Source organism: Streptomyces sp. NPDC059895, from assembly GCF_042731035.1.
GTDB lineage: Bacteria > Actinomycetota > Actinomycetes > Streptomycetales > Streptomycetaceae > Streptomyces.
Genome location: NZ_JBHWKO010000047.1, coordinates 20,869 through 36,109 on the forward strand (window position 1 = coordinate 20,869; position 15,241 = coordinate 36,109).

Sequence of the window (15,241 nt, forward strand, 5' to 3'; positions counted from 1 at the left end):
CCCGCCGGGGCTTCCCCCGGTCGTGGCACCGAACAGCACACGGGCGTCTCCCGCGCTGCCGTCGAGCTTCTCGCGCAGGAACGCGAGCACCACGCCCATCGGCGCCAGCACCATCCGACGCCGAGCCTGCCTCGAAACCCGGACAGGAAATTCCCGCCCGGGCGTCGCCGTGTCCAGAGCGAACCCGGACTTCGCCGACGCCATCGCACCCTCATCCCGGAGAGCACCCCTATGCCACCACCGGTGCTGCCAGAACTCAGAGCTCAGGGCCCGAGGAGCGATTGCCGGCGAGGGGACGGCCGGTCACTCAGGGCTGCGCTGCGTCGAACGGCAGAACGCGATCGAAGACGACCATGGCTTGGCCCGGACCGTTGTAGTCGTCGACGGTCTTCGCGTCGAAGCCGAGGCGGCGATGGAATGCGATCGAGCCCGTGTTTCCGGGTGGCGTGATCGCCTTCAGTCGCAGCGCGCCGTGGTGGTGAGCGGCGTCAGCGAACGCCGCGTGCGGACGGCGCCCGAGACCGGTGCCGCGCGCGTCGTCCCGAGTAGCGATGAGGTGTACGTATCCGGTGCCGGTCGGGTGACGAACCCGATGACGTATCCGTGGATTTCGTCCTCGGCTCGGGCGACCAGACAGGTTTCACCGAGCTCCTGGACCAGCGCCGGAAGGTGCAGGGACCTGAGGTCGCGGTCTCCCCAGTACCGGTGGTGATCAGCGAGAACCTGACGGATGTCGGTCGTCCCGGCCCATGTGATCTGTGTGCGCATGACACAAATCATGGCAGGGCCTTGCCCCAGTAACCTCTTCCTGTGCCGGTGTCCTGCCTGCATCGCGTCGCCGTCCTTGTGCTCGAGGGGGCGAAGCCGCTCGATGTCGGGAATCCGCGCAGGTTTTCACGACCCGCGAGAGCATGCCGTACGAGGTGCGGGTGTGCGGGGTGACACCCGGTCCCGTGACGGGCGGCGACGTGCGGGGCCATGATCGACGACGGCTCCGAGCTGTATGCCGTCGTGCGGGACTCCGCTCTGTCCGACGACCGTGAGCGCGAACAGGTCGCCGTGGCCGACTACCGCACGCGGCATCGGCAGGACAGCCTGGACCTCCTGGTCAGCCACGATGGGCGGGCCGGCGGCGATCCGCCCGACGAGCGGGACCTGCGCGACGCCGACCTTGGTCGTCGCGGCGTTCCGGCACTTCGACAACCGGGACGGATTCCCGCTCCTGCATGACCACTGCCTGGTCCTCAACCGCGTGCAGCGCCTGGACGACGACGGTGAGCCGGTTGTAGGCCCGCATGTCCGGTGTCCCTTTCTCCTTGACGGTGGCCCTCTTCTGGCCCAAGGTGTCCCGTCTCGCTGAGCTTGGATGCGTCTCACTGTTCTGAGTGAGGCGGCCTCGAATCTCATGTCCAGTGGCGGTTGTCGAGGGTGCGGTCACCCGCTGGGGTGTCTCGCGTCCCGTTCCATGTGACATGTCCCACGGCATCAGTGAGGGGCGAGTCATGGGTGGGGGCGCCGCAGGCAGGCGGCAGGTCCCGGAGTGACATCTGCTCTACAGCGGACCTGTGGTTATCCCCAGGAGGAAGACTGAAGCTGGCAGGCTGCCCGGGCCCTGCCGCCCATCGGCAGCCTTGATCCATGCCTGTATTTCACAGATCACATCGATTGCATCGGTTGCTGCTGCTCCTGCTGGCGCTGACGCTCGGGGTCGGCACGCTGACGGTCGCCGCCCGGCCGGCGCACGCGAACGCGATGACCACCACCGATCCGGTGCGCGAACTGGCGCGCGTCGCGGAGCCGCTGCGCTCCACGGAGGCCGGCGCCCCCGGCAGCGATCTGCGCCCGCTCGGCCGCATGATCGGCTCGGCCAAGATCGTCGGCCTGGGTGAGGCTACGCACAGCTCTCGGCAGTTCTTCACGATGAAGCACCGCGTCTTCCGGTACCTCGTCGAGGAGCAGGGCTTCACCACCTTCGCGCTGGAGGCGCCCTGGTCCACCGGCCTGGTCCTCAACGAGTACGTGTTGTACGGGAAGGGCGACCCGGAGAAGCTCATGCGGGAGGAGTTCCAGAGCTCGTACCGGATATGGAACACCCGCGAGTATCTCAATCTGCTGAGGTGGATGCGCGCCTACAACGTTCGCCACCCCGACCGCCCCGTGCAGTTCATGGGTGAGGACAACGGCTACGCGGGACCTGAGCTCTTCGACGCGGTCACGGACTATGTGTCCGCGTACCACCCGGAGCTGCTGCCGGAGTTCCGCCGCCTTTACCGCGAGCTCCGGCCGACGGGGAGCGTGGAGGAGACCGTCACCGAGAACATGGCCAAGCCCATCGCCGAGCGCGAGCGGACGGCCGCGGATGTGTGGCGCGCCTACGAGCTGCTTCAGGCGCAGGGGCCGGACGGCGACCGGCAGGCGTACGAGTGGATCGTCCAGCACGCCAGGGCCATCTCCCAGACCGGCACCCTCTACGCGTACTACGACTTCTCCGACCCGGAGAAGATCGCTCGGGCCATGCTCTACCGCGACCAGATCATGGCGGAGAACACCGTGTGGTGGCAGCGGCACACCGGCCACCGGATGCTGTTGTCGGCCCACAACGGCCATGTCTCCTACGAGTCCGACAACCCTGAGCAGTACCCGAAGACCCAGGGGGAGTTCATACGCCAGACGGTCGGGGCCGAGTACGTGAACATCGGTTACACCTTCGGGCAGGGCTCGTTCAACGCGATGGATCTGACGGATCCGGAGGAGCCCTACCGTCGCTTCTCCGTGAAGCCGCTGGGCGCGGGCAGCAGTGAGGAGGTGCTGGAGCGAGTCTCGCGCCGGGACTACTACGTCGATCTGCGGGCCGTGCCCGAGCCGGCGCGAGACTGGCTGATGGCGAAGCGGCTGACCCGCTCCATCGGGAACGCCTGGCCGGAGGCCCCCTACCAAACCTCGCTCGGGCGCCAGTTCGACGTGCTGATACACCTCCATCGCGTCACGGCTGCGGATCTCATGTCAACGACCCGGGACGGAAAGTCGAGTCATTGTCAAGAGTTGTGGATGGTGTGACTCGTGATTAGGGCCTGTCCGGCGGATCACGCGCATAGCCTGATGGGGCCGCCGTGGCGATCTCGGACAGCGGATGGCAACGCAGCAGGCCGGCCGCTAGCCTGCCGGTGTGATCTCCGCATTTCTCGACACGGCCGAGGTCGCGTCCCGGCTGCTGCGTTCGCCGGTGTTGGCCGAACGTCGGGAGCAGCCGAGCGCACTGGCCGAGTTCCGGGTCAGCGGTCTGGACGATCTGGTCCAAGGGGTCAGTTATCGTAGGCGATCAGTGAGCGTAGGACGGTTTGTCCGGTGGCGTCGTTGTGCCAGATCGCGGCGGTCAGCGCGAGGATACGTTGCATGACGCGGGCCATGACACCGCCGGGTGTGCGCTCTCGGTGCCGTTCGAGGCCAAGCTGTCCCTTGAAGGTCTCGTTGATCGATTCGATGACCTGTCGCAGCGGCTTGAACAGGGCTGCGCCAGGCCGTTCCCGTTCACCTTTACGGGCAGGCCGCAGCAACTGGAGTCCATGTTCGGACAGTTCGCGTTCGAAACCACGGCCGAAGTAGTTCTTGTCGCCGATGAGAGTCTGTCGGGGGCGCTCTCGCAGAATCTCACGTTCGGCTGCCAGGAGGTCAAGGAGGGTCTCGCGTTCGTCGGCCTTGGCCCCGGTCAGGGCGAAGGCGATGGGCAGGCCCTGAAGGGTGCAGACCAGGTGCAGGCGCAGGCCCCAGAAGAAGCGGTTGTGGTTGGCGTAGTAGCCGTATTCGGCCCAATCTGCCAGGTCGGAGCGTTTGACGGTCTCGCGGGAGCGGTCGCATTCCACCGGGGTGGAGTCCACGACCCATACGTCGTCGCTCCACACCGAGGTGGTGGTGGCCAGGATCCGGCTGACGCTTCGTATCAGAGCGGCGGCCTTGCGCAGCCGCTTGTGTAGCCGGGCTGCTGGGGCAGGTAGGGGAAGAGGTGGCGCAGGTGGGTACGGGCATGGCGGAGCCATCTGGCCTCGGAGGTGTAGCCGAGTATGGCCTGCATCGTGGCGAGGGGTGACCAGTTCGGCATCGCTCAGGCGGGGCGTAATGCCGACCGGCGGGCGCCACGGCGCCAGGTCGGGATGCTCCTTCAGCATGTCGTCGGTCGTCGCATAGAGTGCTGTCGCGAGGGTGTCCACGTCGTTCGTCACAGAACGAACTTGGACACCCTCGTTCTCGTCTCCGCAGGCACCCCTTGGACCACACCACCAGGAGGAACCAGTGTCATACCCGCAACTGCTCACCCCCGAGGAGAAGCTCGCCGACGCGAAGAAGCTGTTGAGCCTCCCGCGTATCGTCGTGATCTGCGGCTCCACCCGCTTCATGACCGAGATGAACGAGGCCGATCTGCGGGAGACCAAAGCCGGAAAGATTGTCGTCAAACCGGGCTGTGACATGAAGTCGCCGCACGAACTGTGGTCCGATCCTGTCGAGGCCGAGGCGCTGAAGGTTCGACTCGACGATCTGCACCGGGCGAAGATCCGGCTCGCTGATGACGTGCTCGTAGTCGGCGACTACATCGGAGACAGCACCCGAGCCGAAATCGCCTACGCCCGGTCGCTGGGCAAGCCCGTGCGGTTCACGCACCCCGAAGTCGACCCTGACGCCTGACCGCCCGCTGCCACCTCGACAACCAGGGCCGGCAGCCCGCCGCCTGACCGTCTCGCGGTGGCTTCGGCCGCCGCCCACCCCACACCCTCCGCAGGCGTCCCTTGGAATTGATCACCTAGCCGGGCATCTGGCGCGGGCGGTCTTCAACGTCGAGCGCTGGCTGGCCGAGCTGCCACCGGCGGGTGGGACGCCCATCGATGCTGTCACGTACTTTCCGTCTGGCACCGGCCCGGCGCCGCATCTGAAGGGACCGCGGCTGGAGAAGTCGGCCGGTGAGTCGTCACGGTCGACCGCCCCGACGGCCAGGGCCGATTCGGCGGCGCCGGGGGAGGCGACGGTGGACGTACAGTCCCGGCCGTTGTTCCCGGCGGCGATCACGTACAGCGTGGAGGCGGTGCGGGAGAACTCGTCGACGGCCAGGCTCATCGCGTCCGAGCCGTCGCTGGGCTGGTTCGAGCTGAGGCTCATGCTGACGACCCTGGCGCCTTGGCCGGCGGCCCACTCCATGCCCGCGATCACCGCGGACTCGGAGCCGCTGCCGTCGTCGCCGAGGATCTTGCCGACGAGGAGGTCCGCGCCGGGTGCGACGCCCTTGCGGGCGCCGTCGGAGGCCGCGCCGCTGCCGCCGACGATGGAGGCGACATGGTGCCGTGCCCGAACGGGTCTTCGCTGGTGGGCTGTTCGAGAAGTTGGCCGTCTCGGTGACACGTCCGGCCAGGTCGGGGTTGGGTCCGGTCGACCCCGGTGTCCAGGACCGCGACCTTGACCCCCTCGCCGTGCCGGAGTTGCCGGTGATCAGGGGCAGTCCGTCGTCGTATCCCTGGGCGACGAGGGCGGTGACGTCGAACAGGGCTCGGTTCAGGCAGCCTTGGGAGACCAGGGGGCGAGGAGTCGGAGGGCAGGACCGTGAGGTGGCCGTCCTGCTCGGAGGTGTGGAAGACGACGCCGTCACGGCCGGGGCCGGGCCGTGCCGAGGCCGCCTGTGTGCCGTCCGGGTTTGTCACCGTCACGCTGTCGCCGGTGATCAGACGCACGGTCGACACGGCGTTCCGGGGCGCCGCCGTCGGCCGTGGTGCGGGCGCCGAGGCCTCCGGAGGGCCGGTGAGGCACGGGGTCACCGCTGTGGCGGCCAGTGCGACGCCGGCGGTGAACGTCGCCAGCAGGCGTATGTGTCTCATCGGTTCCGTGCCTCTCCCGGCGCGCTGTGTGCCGTCCATCTGCGCGACAGAATCCGACGGCCGTGCGGCACGTGTCACTCGATCCGGGTGGCACAGCGGAGACATGTCACAAGGGCGACAGCGGCCCCATGGGACTCTCGTCACCGTCTTGACTGGTGACGCACGCGACTGTCATGATTTCATCACCTCCTCAACCGGTGACACAAGAAAAGTGGTCCGGTCAGCGGTGACGGAGAGCCTTTCGATCCAGATGGGGAGCACCAGCCATGGCAGTCAGCTACACCGCCGTTGTCGACGTTGACGGAGAGGGCCGGAACGGCGGTCGCGTCCGCTCCTCCGACGGTCTGCTGGAGACCAGCCTCGCCCTCCCCAAGGAGCTCGGCGGCCCCGGTACCGCGACCAACCCCGAGCAGCTCCTGGCCGCCGGCTGGGCCGCCTGCTTCCTCGGCGCCCTCCGCCGCGCCGCCAGCCAGCGCAGGATACGGATGACCAGCACCGACATCACGGCCGAAATCACCCTCACGCACGGCGACGACGGGGAGTTCTCCCTCTCCGCGGTCCTCAACCCCGTCCTCGGCGGCGTCGACCAGGCCACCGCCCAGGAACTCGCCGACGCCGCGCACCAGATCTGCCCGTACTCCAAGGCCCTGCGCGGCAACATCCCGATGACCATCAACGCCGTCGCCGCCGCCTGACCAGGCCTTCCCCTGACTGGCGGGTCCCGTGCCCCCTTCCCCCCGGCACGGGACCCGCCGCCCCGCCGACCGGACAGCGAGAGCAGGACATGTCTTCTCTGAGGAACTCAGCCGTACGGATCGCGTGGCAGCGTCGTCCGACGACCGCCGAACGGGTCTCGGACGAGCGGCCGTCTGCCAAGGAGACCGGCCTCGTGGAGCGAGGCCTGCTCACGGACACGCAGGTGTGGAACTGGACGGAGAGCGTGACGCTGTCCGGTAACGGCCCTGGGGCTTCGAGCTTCCTCTGACCCGTCTGACCCGTCTGACCCGTCTGACCCGTCTGACCCGTCTGATGCGTCTGACCCGTCGGTGTGGGACGACCGGCCCGGCACCGTGGAGCATGCCCGGGCCGGTCACCACGAGATCCTGTTCGCCACCGGACGCACCCCGCGCTCGCAGGACGTCGGGCTCGACACGGTGGGACTGGCACCCGGTGACTGCTCGCCACCGACGACAGCCTCACCGTGACCGCCGTCCCCGGGAACTGGCTGTACGCCGTCGGCGACGTCAACCGGCGGTCCCTCTTCACCCACCAGGGCAAGTACCAGGCCCGGGTGGCGGACGCCGTGATCGTCGCCCGCGCCCGCGGCGAGCGGTTGGACACCGGGCGCCGGACGCGGCACAGCAGCACGGCCGGCGTCGAGGCCGTCCCCGCCGTCGTCTTCACCGACCCCGAGGTCGCCACCGTGGGTTTGACCGTGAGGGAGGCCGGGCGCACCGGGCGAGCCGTCGAGGTCGTCGACTACGAGATCGGACGCCTGGCGGGCGCCCTGCAGTACCGCCCCGACTACCAGGGCACGGCCCGGATCCTGATCGACCCGGAACGCGATGTCGTTGTCGGCGGCACCTTCGTCGGACCGGGCGTCGGCGAGCTGCTGTACTCGGCCACCGTCGCCGCTCTGGTGGCCGCGGCGGGGATGGGGGGAGGACCCTTCGGACCTCGGGACCTCTCTGTCGGACCTCGGGACCTCTCTGGGGAACGCGGTCACGACGGTGGTGGCCGCCGTCGGCGACGCGGTGGCGCGGCTGGAGGCACCGCGGCTGCGGCGGGGCGTGGAACAGGCAGCGTTTCGACAACGTGTGGCGGGCGTAGGGCGCCACACGCAAGTGCACGGTTCGGGGTCCACGGAATTGCGGACACCTGTGAGCGCGGCGCCCACGTCTGTGGCTCCCCTCACCCGTCCCGCGTGGCCGGCTGCGGTGCTCGCGGAACGCATTGCGGTCCGGCTGGACCACACCCCGCGGGACGAGCGGAGGTGTCAGGAGGAACCAGCCGGGGCGTCCTGCCGCACCAGGGTGTACATCACGGAGCGCTGCTGCTTGTGCCGGCGGATGCGTCCCTTGGCGACCAGCGACTCCAAGGTGTTGCGCACCACCTGCGGGGTGGGGTTGCGGTCCGGGTGCTTCGTCAGCAGCTCGTCGCGCAACTCCTTGGCCAGACGCGGCTCTTCGTAGGCGCCGAGCAGCTCCGCCAGGAGATCACCGAGCAGGGGCTGGCGCGACTTCCCCTTCGCGCCGGCCTTCGCCGAGGTGGTCTCCGGAGCGGACTCGACCGATGCCGTACGCCGCGACGAGCCCTTGGCGCGGGTCCGCTCGGTCTTCACGGCGACGGGCTCGTCCTGCAACTGCTCGGGCAGACGGGACGCGTCCGCGAAACCCTCGTACCGCTCGGCGAGGTTGATGATGTCCGCCAGGAGGGCCTCCTCCTGCTTCAACACCGTGATCGCCTTTTCCAGCTCCTGCTGTCGTCGGCGGTTCTCCTCCAAGTCCGATGCGGCCTGTTCTACGTACCGCGATCGGAGCGTGGCGGCTGACTGGCTGGTCACAACCGTTCACTCCCTCGATATGGATGACGTTGCGCATGGTACCCACGCCCGCGGTCCCGTGCTGATAAGTGTCGACGCCGGACAGTACGTCCAGCATGTTCACTCTTCACGATAAGCGCTCATGTGCCCGCCCCCACACAAAGTGCCGGCCTTTCCCCGGCCCGCCGAGGCCCGAGGACATGAGCCGTATGAAGAGCCCACTGAAGATACTGCCCGGTAAGTGTCTCGCGGTACCGTCCGTCACACACCTTTCGCGGACGGCGCCCATGTGCGTTGCGCCGTCCGCCAGGACCGCTCACGGCGTCGCACACCGAGTCGCGCACCGGGTCCCGCAGCGCCACGGCCTCGTCCCAGCGGCGCACCGCGCCGCGCCCGCGGCGGTGACAGCGGGCCGCCCCCAGCTGGAGGACCTCTTGTTCGGCATCACCGTTCGGGACCACATGATGGTCGCCCACAGCTTCCGTGGTGAGGTCTTCGGCCCCGCTCAGCGGCTGCACGGGGCGACGTTCGTCGTGGGCGCGACCTTCCGGCGCCCGGAGCTGGACGACGACAACATCGTCGTCGACATCGGCCTGGCCACCACCGAACTCGGCAAGGTGATCGCCGAGTTCAACTACCGCAACCTCGACGACGTGGAGCAGTTCCGGCAGATCAACACCTCCACGGAGTACCTGGCCAAGGTCGTGGCCGACCGTCTCGTCGAGGCGATCCACGCCGGAAGGCTCGGGGAGGGCGCCCGGGGCATCCGCCAGGTGGCCGTCACGCTGCAGGAGTCGCACGTCGCGTGCCGTCGCGCGCCGCCTTCGTGAGGGAGGCGGTCAACCGGGCCATCGTGAAGTTCATCGCCCGGTGCATCCGTACGGCCGCGTCCATGCGGTCGGCGGGCATCCGCCGCAGCAGCTCGTCCCCCCAGTGGCCGCCGCGCACCAGCACCCGTACGCCGTTGACGCTGATCTTCAGCGGGTCGGGGATGTTGGAGACGGTCGTGACGTCGGTCCAGTGTCGCCGTCTTCGGAGACCTGGATCGTGTACGTCTTCGGGTACGCCTGGTCCCACAGCACCGCGACCTGGTCGAAGCTGTGGGCGGCGCCGAGGTCGTCCTGGATCCGCTGGTGGTACTCGTAGGCGGAGGACCAGCGGGTGCCGGGGTTGCCGTCGGTGGCGTGGTCGGCAGGGTGGCCGTCCTCGGCGCTGGAGGCGGTGGCCTGGCGGCGCAGCGCGAGGTCGGTGTCCGGACGGGCACTGTCGAACACGGACAGGGCCCACAGTGAACTGCCCCAGTCGGTGGCCCGGGTCAGGCAGCGGACGCGGACGTACCGGGCTTGCCGGTCACCCAACTCGACCGTCTGGGTGTACGCGTCCGAGGACGGCGTGAACTCACATGCCACATGTGCCAGAGGGCCGGCAAGGCGGCGCGACGCACATGACATACCCCTCACCTGAGGCGAACGTTTGGGTACTGTCAGCGGCGGGTATCTGCTGCCGGGATCTGAAAATTCCTGGGAATCCCTGGTGAGAAGGGGGTACCCGGAGCGGCCCGGGCGGTCCGGGTTCATATGTGTCGACTGCGCGCTCGACCGCGCGCGAGCACGGCACTTCGGCGGCACGAGCGCGGCATTCTTCTGGCACCTGCCGCTGCCTACAGTGCGGATACGGGGTTGCCCCCAGCCACCGGTCCCCATCCCTCAGCCCCTGGTCCCAGGGGCGCCGCACGAAGAGAACCAGGACGATTCAGCACACCATGGCCACGCCCCTCACGGACATGTCCCGATCTGATCTGCTCGAGTCTGGAGGAATCGCTTCTGCGGCGGCTGAACCGGTTCCACGTCGCGGGCCAGGAGTCCGATGACGAGCGGGTGATCTGCGACGCCTACGACAGCTGGGTGCAGATCCTGCTGCAGCTGCAGCTGCAGCTGTGGTGCCGCTGGCACGACACGGACCCCTCGCCGCCCCGCGGACGGCCGAGCTCCCGCGGTACGTCCTGTACGACACCCGCGGCCACCGGCTCACGAGCCTCCACCCCGTCGAGCTGACCGCCGCCGACCTCGGGCATCTGACGGCGTGTCTCGACCTGTTCGTCGAGGCCGAGCGGGCCCGGCGGCCGGGGGCGGACCGGGACGGTGGCCCCACCGACGTCTTCCGGCGTGTCATGGAGGTGCTGCTGCTGCCGCCCCCGGACGGCTTGCTGGGGACCCTGCGTGACGTCGCGTCCCAGGTGGCCGTCGTCGCGGTGACCCTGCCCGAGGAACAGGAGACGGAGTACCGGCGCTTCTGCGAGGAGATCGTCACCATCCTCGGTTCCGGCGACACCTTCGCGTACCGGCAGCACCGGGCCATGTATCTCTGAGACACCTGAGGCCCGCTGCCGTACACCAGGTACGAACCTTGCGGCGCCGGTGCGTACCACCTGTGAACCGGCCCCGGGGAGCCCGCCCGCGCCGACGCCGTCACCCCGAGTGGGTCAGTGTGCCGCCGCGGCCGGCGCGGTCTTCTTGCGGGCCCGGTACGCGGCGGCCTTGAACTTGTTGCCGCAGGACTCCATGCCGCACCACTGGCGCCGCATGCCCCGGGAGCGGTCGATGTAGACACGCGTGCACTCGGGGTTGCCGCACTCCTTCATCAGGGGCACGTCCTCGCCGCTGAGCAGCTCGACGGCGAGCCGGGCGACGGTCGCGAGCGCCTGCTCGGGCGTCGCCTCGGTGAGCCGTCCCGCCGGGGTGAGCTGGGGTGTCACAGGCGTCTTGCGCGCGGCGGCGTTGACCAGGCCGAGCGCCTCCGGGTCGAGGTCCGCACCGAGCCGGCGGTCGGTGACGAGCCGGTAGACGGCCTCGCGCACGGCGGTCGCCTCCCGGACGTCGTCCTCGTCGCCGGGGGTGATGGTGTCCACCAGCCCGGACTCCAGGTACCAGGCATTCAGCCGCTCCGGCGTCACGAACATCTCGAACCGGGTCGAGCGCCGGGCCCGGAGTGTGGCCGCGAAGTCGAGAGCCGGGTGGTCGCATACGAACACATGGTTAAGATTCACATCACCATTTTGGCAGGTGACTCCTGTCGAACGCAAGAATCGTCACCGTTCAAGGCGGTGCACGCGTGAGGGCTCCCCTCCGTCCGGTCCCGGTGCCAGCCGGAGCTCACGGCCCTGCCAGCGGCGGCGCAGCCAGCGGTCGTGGCTCGCCACGACGATCGCGCCCGGTCCGGACGCCAGCGCCGCCTCCAGCTCGTCGCACAGCGCGGGGGAGAGGTGGTTGGTGGGCTCGTCGAGCAGGAGCAGCTGGGGCGGACGGGCCACCAGCAGGGCCAGCGCCAGACGCCGCCGCTGGCCCACGGACAGCTGCCCGACGGGCCGGCCGAGCGCGGCGTCGGGCAGCAGACCGAGGGAACCCAGCGGCACCCTCCCGGCGCGTTCCGCTCCCAGTGCCAGCGCGTAGGTGTCCCGGACCGTGCGTTCGGGCCGGTCGAACACGGTGTCCTGGGTGAGCAGCCCCACCGTCAGCCTCCGCCGTCTGCGCACCTCGCCCTCGGCGGCGTGGCGTCCGGCGAGCACGGCGAGCAGGGTCGACTTGCCCGCCCCGTTGCCGCCCGTGACCAGCAGCCGGTCGGTGGGCGACACCTCCAGTGCGACCGGCGCGAGCCGCCCCGGCACATGGGAGTCGTGCAGCGACACCAGGGGCTGCGGGCTCTCCTCGGCGTGTGTGGCGAGTTCCCCGCCGGCGAAGCGCAGCAGCGGGGGCGGCTCGGCGACCCGGGTGCGCTCCAGCTCCTCCAGCCGCCGGGTGGCGTTGCGCACCCGACGGGAGATCTGGCTCTGCACCCGGCCCGCCCGGTGCCCGTAGCCCATCTTCTCGTTGTCGGTACGGCCCCGGTCGGGGGCGACCCGGTGCGCGGTCACCCCCGCAGCCTCCCGCAGACCGTCCAGCTCCTGCCGTTCCTCGGCGTGCCTGCGCTCCCAGCGCTCGCGTTCGGCGTGCTTCTCGGCCAGGTAGGCGCTGTAGCCGCCGCCGTAGCGGACCGGGCCGTCCACCGCCGGGTCGAGGTCGATCAGGTCGGTGCAGACGGCGTCGAGGAAGGCCCGGTCGTGGGCGGCGAGGACCACGGTTCCTGGCAGGGCGCGGACCTGCTCCTCCAGGAAGGCGGCGGCGCCGTCGTCGAGGTGGTTCGTCGGTTCGTCCAGCAGCAGCGCGGAGGGCCGTCGTACGAGCAGGGCGGCCAGGGCGAGCCGGCCGCGCTGGCCGCCGGAGAGGGAGCCGAGTGTGCGGTCGTGCCCGAAGGCGCCGAGGCCCAGTCCGTCGAGGACCAGGGCCGCGCGGCGGTCGGCGTCCCAGGACTGCCGGTGCCGGGCCAGCTCCAGGCGCCGGCCGTAGGTGTCGAGGAGGTCGTGGTGGGAGGGGTGGTCCTCGGGCAGGCGGGCGAGTTCCTCGCCGAGCCGGTCGAGTGCGGCGAGGTCCTCCCGGGCCTCGCGCAGCGCCTCGTCCAGCACGTCGGCGAGGGTGGAGGCGGCGTCGTAGGGCATCTCCTGGTGGAGGAAGCCCAGGTCGGCGGGGCGGGTGACGTTTCCCCCGTCGGGTTCGTCGACGCCCGCGAGCACCCGCAGCAGGGTGGACTTGCCGACGCCGTTCTCCCCGATCAGGCCGATGCGGCGGCCGGGGGAGGCGGTCAGGGAGATGCCGTCCAGGACACGTCGGCCGCCCAGGGTGCGGACGAGGTCGTGGGCGAGCAGGGCGGGCTGGGGCATGGGGGAGCCTTCCGACGGGTTCGGTGGTGGCCCGCGGGGCACATGGCCTCGGGCGCGGGCCGCTGCACACGTCGGCGGTTCACACCTCGGGGGCTCCCGTCTCCGTAAGGGTGCCGTCGGCCAGCCGCAGCCGGCGGGTCACACCGATCTCGGCGAGGAAGCGTTCGTCGTGGCTGATCACGATGAAGGCGCCCTGGTAGGAGTCGAGCGCACTCTCCAGCCGGCCCGCGCTGACGAGGTCGAGGTTGTTGGTCGGCTCGTCGAGCAGCAGCAGGTGCGGGGCTGGTTCGGCGCACAGTACGCAGGCGAGGGTGGCGCGCAGCCGTTCGCCGCCGGAGAGCACCCTGACCGGGAGATGGGCTCGGGCGCCCCGGAAGAGGAAGCGGGCGAGAAGGTTCATCCGTTCGGCCTCGGGGCGTTCGCGGGCGAACGCGGCGAAGTTCTCGGCCACGGTGCGGTCGAGGTCCAGCAGGTCCAGGCGCTGGGAGAGATAGGCGATCCGGCCGTCGTTGCGCCTGATCTCCCCTCCGTCCGGGAGGAGTTCGCCGGTGATGAGCCGCATCAGGGTGGTCTTACCCGCGCCGTTGGGGCCGGTCAGCGCGATGCGCTCGGGGCCGCGGACGGTCAGGTCGACGCCGCCGGGAGCGAACACGTCCCGGTCGCCGAGGCGCACCCGCAGGCCCTCGCCGAGGAAGAGGCCCCGCCCGGCGGGGACCTGGGTGTCGGGCAGTTCCAGGGTCAGCCGCTGCTCCTCGCGCAGGGCGCGGCCGGCCTCGTCGAGGCGGGCCCTGGCCTCGCCGACCCGGGAGGCGTGCAGCGTGCCGGAGCGGCCCGCGGCCTCCTGGGCGCCGCGCTTCATGTTGCCCGCGAAGATCTTGGGCAGACCGGCGTTCTTGAGGTTCTTGGCGGCGTTGCTCGCACGGCGTTCGGCGCGTTCGCGGGCCTGCCGCATCTCCCGTTTCTCGCGCCTGAGTTCCTGCTCGGCGTTGCGGACGTTCTTCTCCGCGACCTCCCGCTCGGCGCGCACGGCCTCCTCGTACTCGGTGAAGTTGCCGCCGTACAGGCGCAGTTCGTCGCTGCCGAGTTCGGCGATGCGGTCCACGCGGTCCAGCAGCGCGCGGTCGTGGCTGACCAGCAGCAGGGTGCCGCCGAAGTCGTCCAGCACGTCGTAGAGCTTGTGCCGGGCCGTCAGGTCGAGGTTGTTGGTGGGTTCGTCGAGGAGGAGGACATCGGGGCGCCTGAGCAGTTGGGCGGCGAGGCCGAGGGAGACGACCTGGCCGCCGCTGAGGGTGCCCAGGCCGCGGTCCAGGGTGAGGTCGGCGAGGCCCAGACGGTCGAGCTGGGCACGGGTGCGCTCCTCGATGTCCCAGTCGTCGCCGATGGTGGTGAAGTGCTCCTCGTCGACGTCGCCGGACTCCACGGCGTCGATGGCGCGGACGATCGCGGCGACGCCGAGCACCTCGGAGACGGTGAGGTCACCGGTCAGCGGGAGGCTCTGCGGGAGATGGCCGAGGGTGCCGCCGACGGACACCGAGCCGGTGGCGGGCTTCAGTTCACCGGCGATCAGCTTGAGCAGGGTGCTTTTGCCGGAGCCGTTGGGCGCGACCAGGCCGGTGCGGCCACCGCGCACGGTGAAGGACAGGTCCTGGAAGACGGGGGTGTCGTCGGGCCAGGCGAAGGACAGGTTCGAGCAGACGATGGACGCGTCGGACATGGAGGGACGACCTCGGGCGGATCGAGGGCAGACAGAGACCTCTGCCCTGGCAGACGGGGGGAAAGGGGTACGACGGGACGGGCCACCTCGGCAGCGCTCCTGAGCGCCGGCCGGTGGCCGTCAGAACCGGGTCTCACCCGGAGATGTCGTCCTCACCCGCCACGGCTGTGACTCCCCGATCCAAGGTCAACGTCCGTTCCAGCGTAGCAGCCACCGGTCTCGCGCATCGCCGGGCGGCGTGATCGGCGTGGTTCATACGTGTGCGTCATCGGGCGTACGGCGTTGACGCCCGGAGCGAGCCCATGCCACTATCGTCACCAGTTCAACCGGTGACGATGGGCGGGCGTGAGGGGCTCGCACGGCTCACACGTGTCCGA

13 protein-coding genes and 5 pseudogenes are annotated in these 15,241 nt (G+C 69.9%); 10 read left to right on the forward strand and 8 right to left on the reverse strand.

The features are described 5' to 3' along the window. Nucleotides 1–307: 307 nt before the first annotated feature. Nucleotides 308–780, reverse strand: a pseudogene (locus tag ACFV9M_RS34615) (GNAT family N-acetyltransferase). Nucleotides 781–810: 30 nt separating this feature from the next. Here ACFV9M_RS34615 and ACFV9M_RS34620 point away from each other — a divergent pair. From ACFV9M_RS34620 to ACFV9M_RS34635, 4 genes and pseudogenes are all read left to right on the forward strand, one after another. Then, nucleotides 811–968 (forward strand): annotated as a pseudogene (locus ACFV9M_RS34620) (AraC family transcriptional regulator); the annotation flags it as partial. Nucleotides 969–978: 10 nt separating this feature from the next. Then, on the forward strand, nt 979–1,230 hold the full coding sequence (locus tag ACFV9M_RS34625) for a hypothetical protein (RefSeq protein ID WP_385072194.1): 252 nt from the start codon (nt 979–981) through the stop codon (nt 1,228–1,230). Further along, nucleotides 1,118–1,360 carry a relaxase domain-containing protein gene (locus ACFV9M_RS34630; protein WP_385072191.1) on the forward strand — a complete coding sequence of 81 codons (243 nt, stop codon included), beginning with the start codon at nt 1,118–1,120 and terminating at the stop codon, nt 1,358–1,360. Before ACFV9M_RS34625 ends, ACFV9M_RS34630 begins: the two co-directional genes overlap by 113 nt. Nucleotides 1,361–1,638: 278 nt before the next feature. Beyond that, nucleotides 1,639–3,057, forward strand: coding sequence for an erythromycin esterase family protein (locus tag ACFV9M_RS34635; protein ID WP_385072104.1), 1,419 nt, complete (start codon nt 1,639–1,641; stop codon nt 3,055–3,057). A gap of 245 nt (nt 3,058–3,302) precedes the next feature. Here the strand turns inward: ACFV9M_RS34635 and ACFV9M_RS34640 are convergent. Next, nucleotides 3,303–4,217 (reverse strand): annotated as a pseudogene (locus tag ACFV9M_RS34640) (IS982 family transposase). 70 nt (nt 4,218–4,287) lie between these two features. On the opposite strand from ACFV9M_RS34640, the gene ACFV9M_RS34645 reads away from it, so the two are divergent. Beyond that, nucleotides 4,288–4,677, forward strand: coding sequence for a hypothetical protein (locus tag ACFV9M_RS34645; RefSeq protein WP_385072107.1), 390 nt, complete (start codon nt 4,288–4,290; stop codon nt 4,675–4,677). Between the two features lie 111 nt (nt 4,678–4,788). Here the strand turns inward: ACFV9M_RS34645 and ACFV9M_RS34650 are convergent, their stop codons facing one another. Next, nucleotides 4,789–5,385 (reverse strand): S8 family serine peptidase, encoded by a 597-nt coding sequence (locus tag ACFV9M_RS34650; RefSeq protein WP_385072110.1) that lies wholly within the window; start codon nt 5,383–5,385, stop codon nt 4,789–4,791. Between the two features lie 736 nt (nt 5,386–6,121). On the opposite strand from ACFV9M_RS34650, the gene ACFV9M_RS34655 reads away from it, so the two are divergent. From ACFV9M_RS34655 to ACFV9M_RS34665, 3 genes and pseudogenes are all read left to right on the forward strand, one after another. Continuing rightward, complete coding sequence (locus ACFV9M_RS34655; RefSeq protein ID WP_385072113.1) at nt 6,122–6,550, forward strand: organic hydroperoxide resistance protein; 429 nt, start codon at nt 6,122–6,124, stop codon at nt 6,548–6,550. A gap of 89 nt (nt 6,551–6,639) precedes the next feature. Then, nucleotides 6,640–6,840 (forward strand): hypothetical protein, encoded by a 201-nt coding sequence (locus tag ACFV9M_RS34660; protein ID WP_385072116.1) that lies wholly within the window; start codon nt 6,640–6,642, stop codon nt 6,838–6,840. 112 nt (nt 6,841–6,952) lie between these two features. Next, nucleotides 6,953–7,488, forward strand: a pseudogene (locus tag ACFV9M_RS34665) (pyridine nucleotide-disulfide oxidoreductase); the annotation flags it as partial. A 363-nt stretch (nt 7,489–7,851) separates the two neighbouring features. Here the strand turns inward: ACFV9M_RS34665 and ACFV9M_RS34670 are convergent. Continuing rightward, on the reverse strand, nt 7,852–8,418 hold the full coding sequence (locus ACFV9M_RS34670; RefSeq protein WP_385072119.1) for a hypothetical protein: 567 nt from the start codon (nt 8,416–8,418) through the stop codon (nt 7,852–7,854). Between the two features lie 413 nt (nt 8,419–8,831). Here ACFV9M_RS34670 and ACFV9M_RS34675 point away from each other — a divergent pair, with 413 nt between their 5' ends. Continuing rightward, nucleotides 8,832–9,227 carry a 6-pyruvoyl tetrahydropterin synthase family protein gene (locus ACFV9M_RS34675; protein WP_385072122.1) on the forward strand — a complete coding sequence of 132 codons (396 nt, stop codon included), beginning with the start codon at nt 8,832–8,834 and terminating at the stop codon, nt 9,225–9,227. Nucleotides 9,228–9,240: 13 nt separating this feature from the next. Here the strand turns inward: ACFV9M_RS34675 and ACFV9M_RS34680 are convergent. Continuing rightward, nucleotides 9,241–9,746: pseudogene (locus tag ACFV9M_RS34680) on the reverse strand (discoidin domain-containing protein); the annotation flags it as partial. A 590-nt stretch (nt 9,747–10,336) separates the two neighbouring features. Here ACFV9M_RS34680 and ACFV9M_RS34685 point away from each other — a divergent pair. Then, nucleotides 10,337–10,765 (forward strand): hypothetical protein, encoded by a 429-nt coding sequence (locus ACFV9M_RS34685; protein ID WP_385072125.1) that lies wholly within the window; start codon nt 10,337–10,339, stop codon nt 10,763–10,765. 114 nt (nt 10,766–10,879) lie between these two features. Here ACFV9M_RS34685 and ACFV9M_RS34690 read toward each other — a convergent pair whose 3' ends face one another. The 3 genes from ACFV9M_RS34690 to ACFV9M_RS34700 all read right to left on the reverse strand — a co-directional run bounded on the left by ACFV9M_RS34690 (nt 10,880) and on the right by ACFV9M_RS34700 (nt 14,864). Beyond that, nucleotides 10,880–11,443: a CGNR zinc finger domain-containing protein gene (locus ACFV9M_RS34690; RefSeq protein WP_385072128.1), complete on the reverse strand. Its 564-nt coding sequence runs from the start codon at nt 11,441–11,443 to the stop codon at nt 10,880–10,882. 42 nt (nt 11,444–11,485) lie between these two features. Beyond that, entirely contained in the window at nt 11,486–13,150 is a 1,665-nt protein-coding gene (locus ACFV9M_RS34695) for an ABC-F family ATP-binding cassette domain-containing protein (RefSeq protein WP_385072131.1), read from the reverse strand. A 79-nt stretch (nt 13,151–13,229) separates the two neighbouring features. Beyond that, complete coding sequence (locus ACFV9M_RS34700) at nt 13,230–14,864, reverse strand: ABC-F family ATP-binding cassette domain-containing protein (protein ID WP_385072134.1); 1,635 nt, start codon at nt 14,862–14,864, stop codon at nt 13,230–13,232. Between the last annotated feature and the right edge of the window lie 377 nt (nt 14,865–15,241).

Coding starts and splice junctions, on each gene's coding strand:
- ACFV9M_RS34655 (WP_385072113.1), top strand. CDS start 6,122: ATGGCAGTCAGCTACACCGCCGTTGTCGACGTTGACGGAGAGGGCCGG.
- ACFV9M_RS34700 (WP_385072134.1), bottom strand. CDS start 14,864: ATGTCCGACGCGTCCATCGTCTGCTCGAACCTGTCCTTCGCCTGGCCC.
- ACFV9M_RS34630 (WP_385072191.1), top strand. CDS start 1,118: ATGGGCGGGCCGGCGGCGATCCGCCCGACGAGCGGGACCTGCGCGACG.
- ACFV9M_RS34660 (WP_385072116.1), top strand. CDS start 6,640: ATGTCTTCTCTGAGGAACTCAGCCGTACGGATCGCGTGGCAGCGTCGT.
- ACFV9M_RS34695 (WP_385072131.1), bottom strand. CDS start 13,150: ATGCCCCAGCCCGCCCTGCTCGCCCACGACCTCGTCCGCACCCTGGGC.
- ACFV9M_RS34625 (WP_385072194.1), top strand. CDS start 979: ATGATCGACGACGGCTCCGAGCTGTATGCCGTCGTGCGGGACTCCGCT.
- ACFV9M_RS34635 (WP_385072104.1), top strand. CDS start 1,639: ATGCCTGTATTTCACAGATCACATCGATTGCATCGGTTGCTGCTGCTC.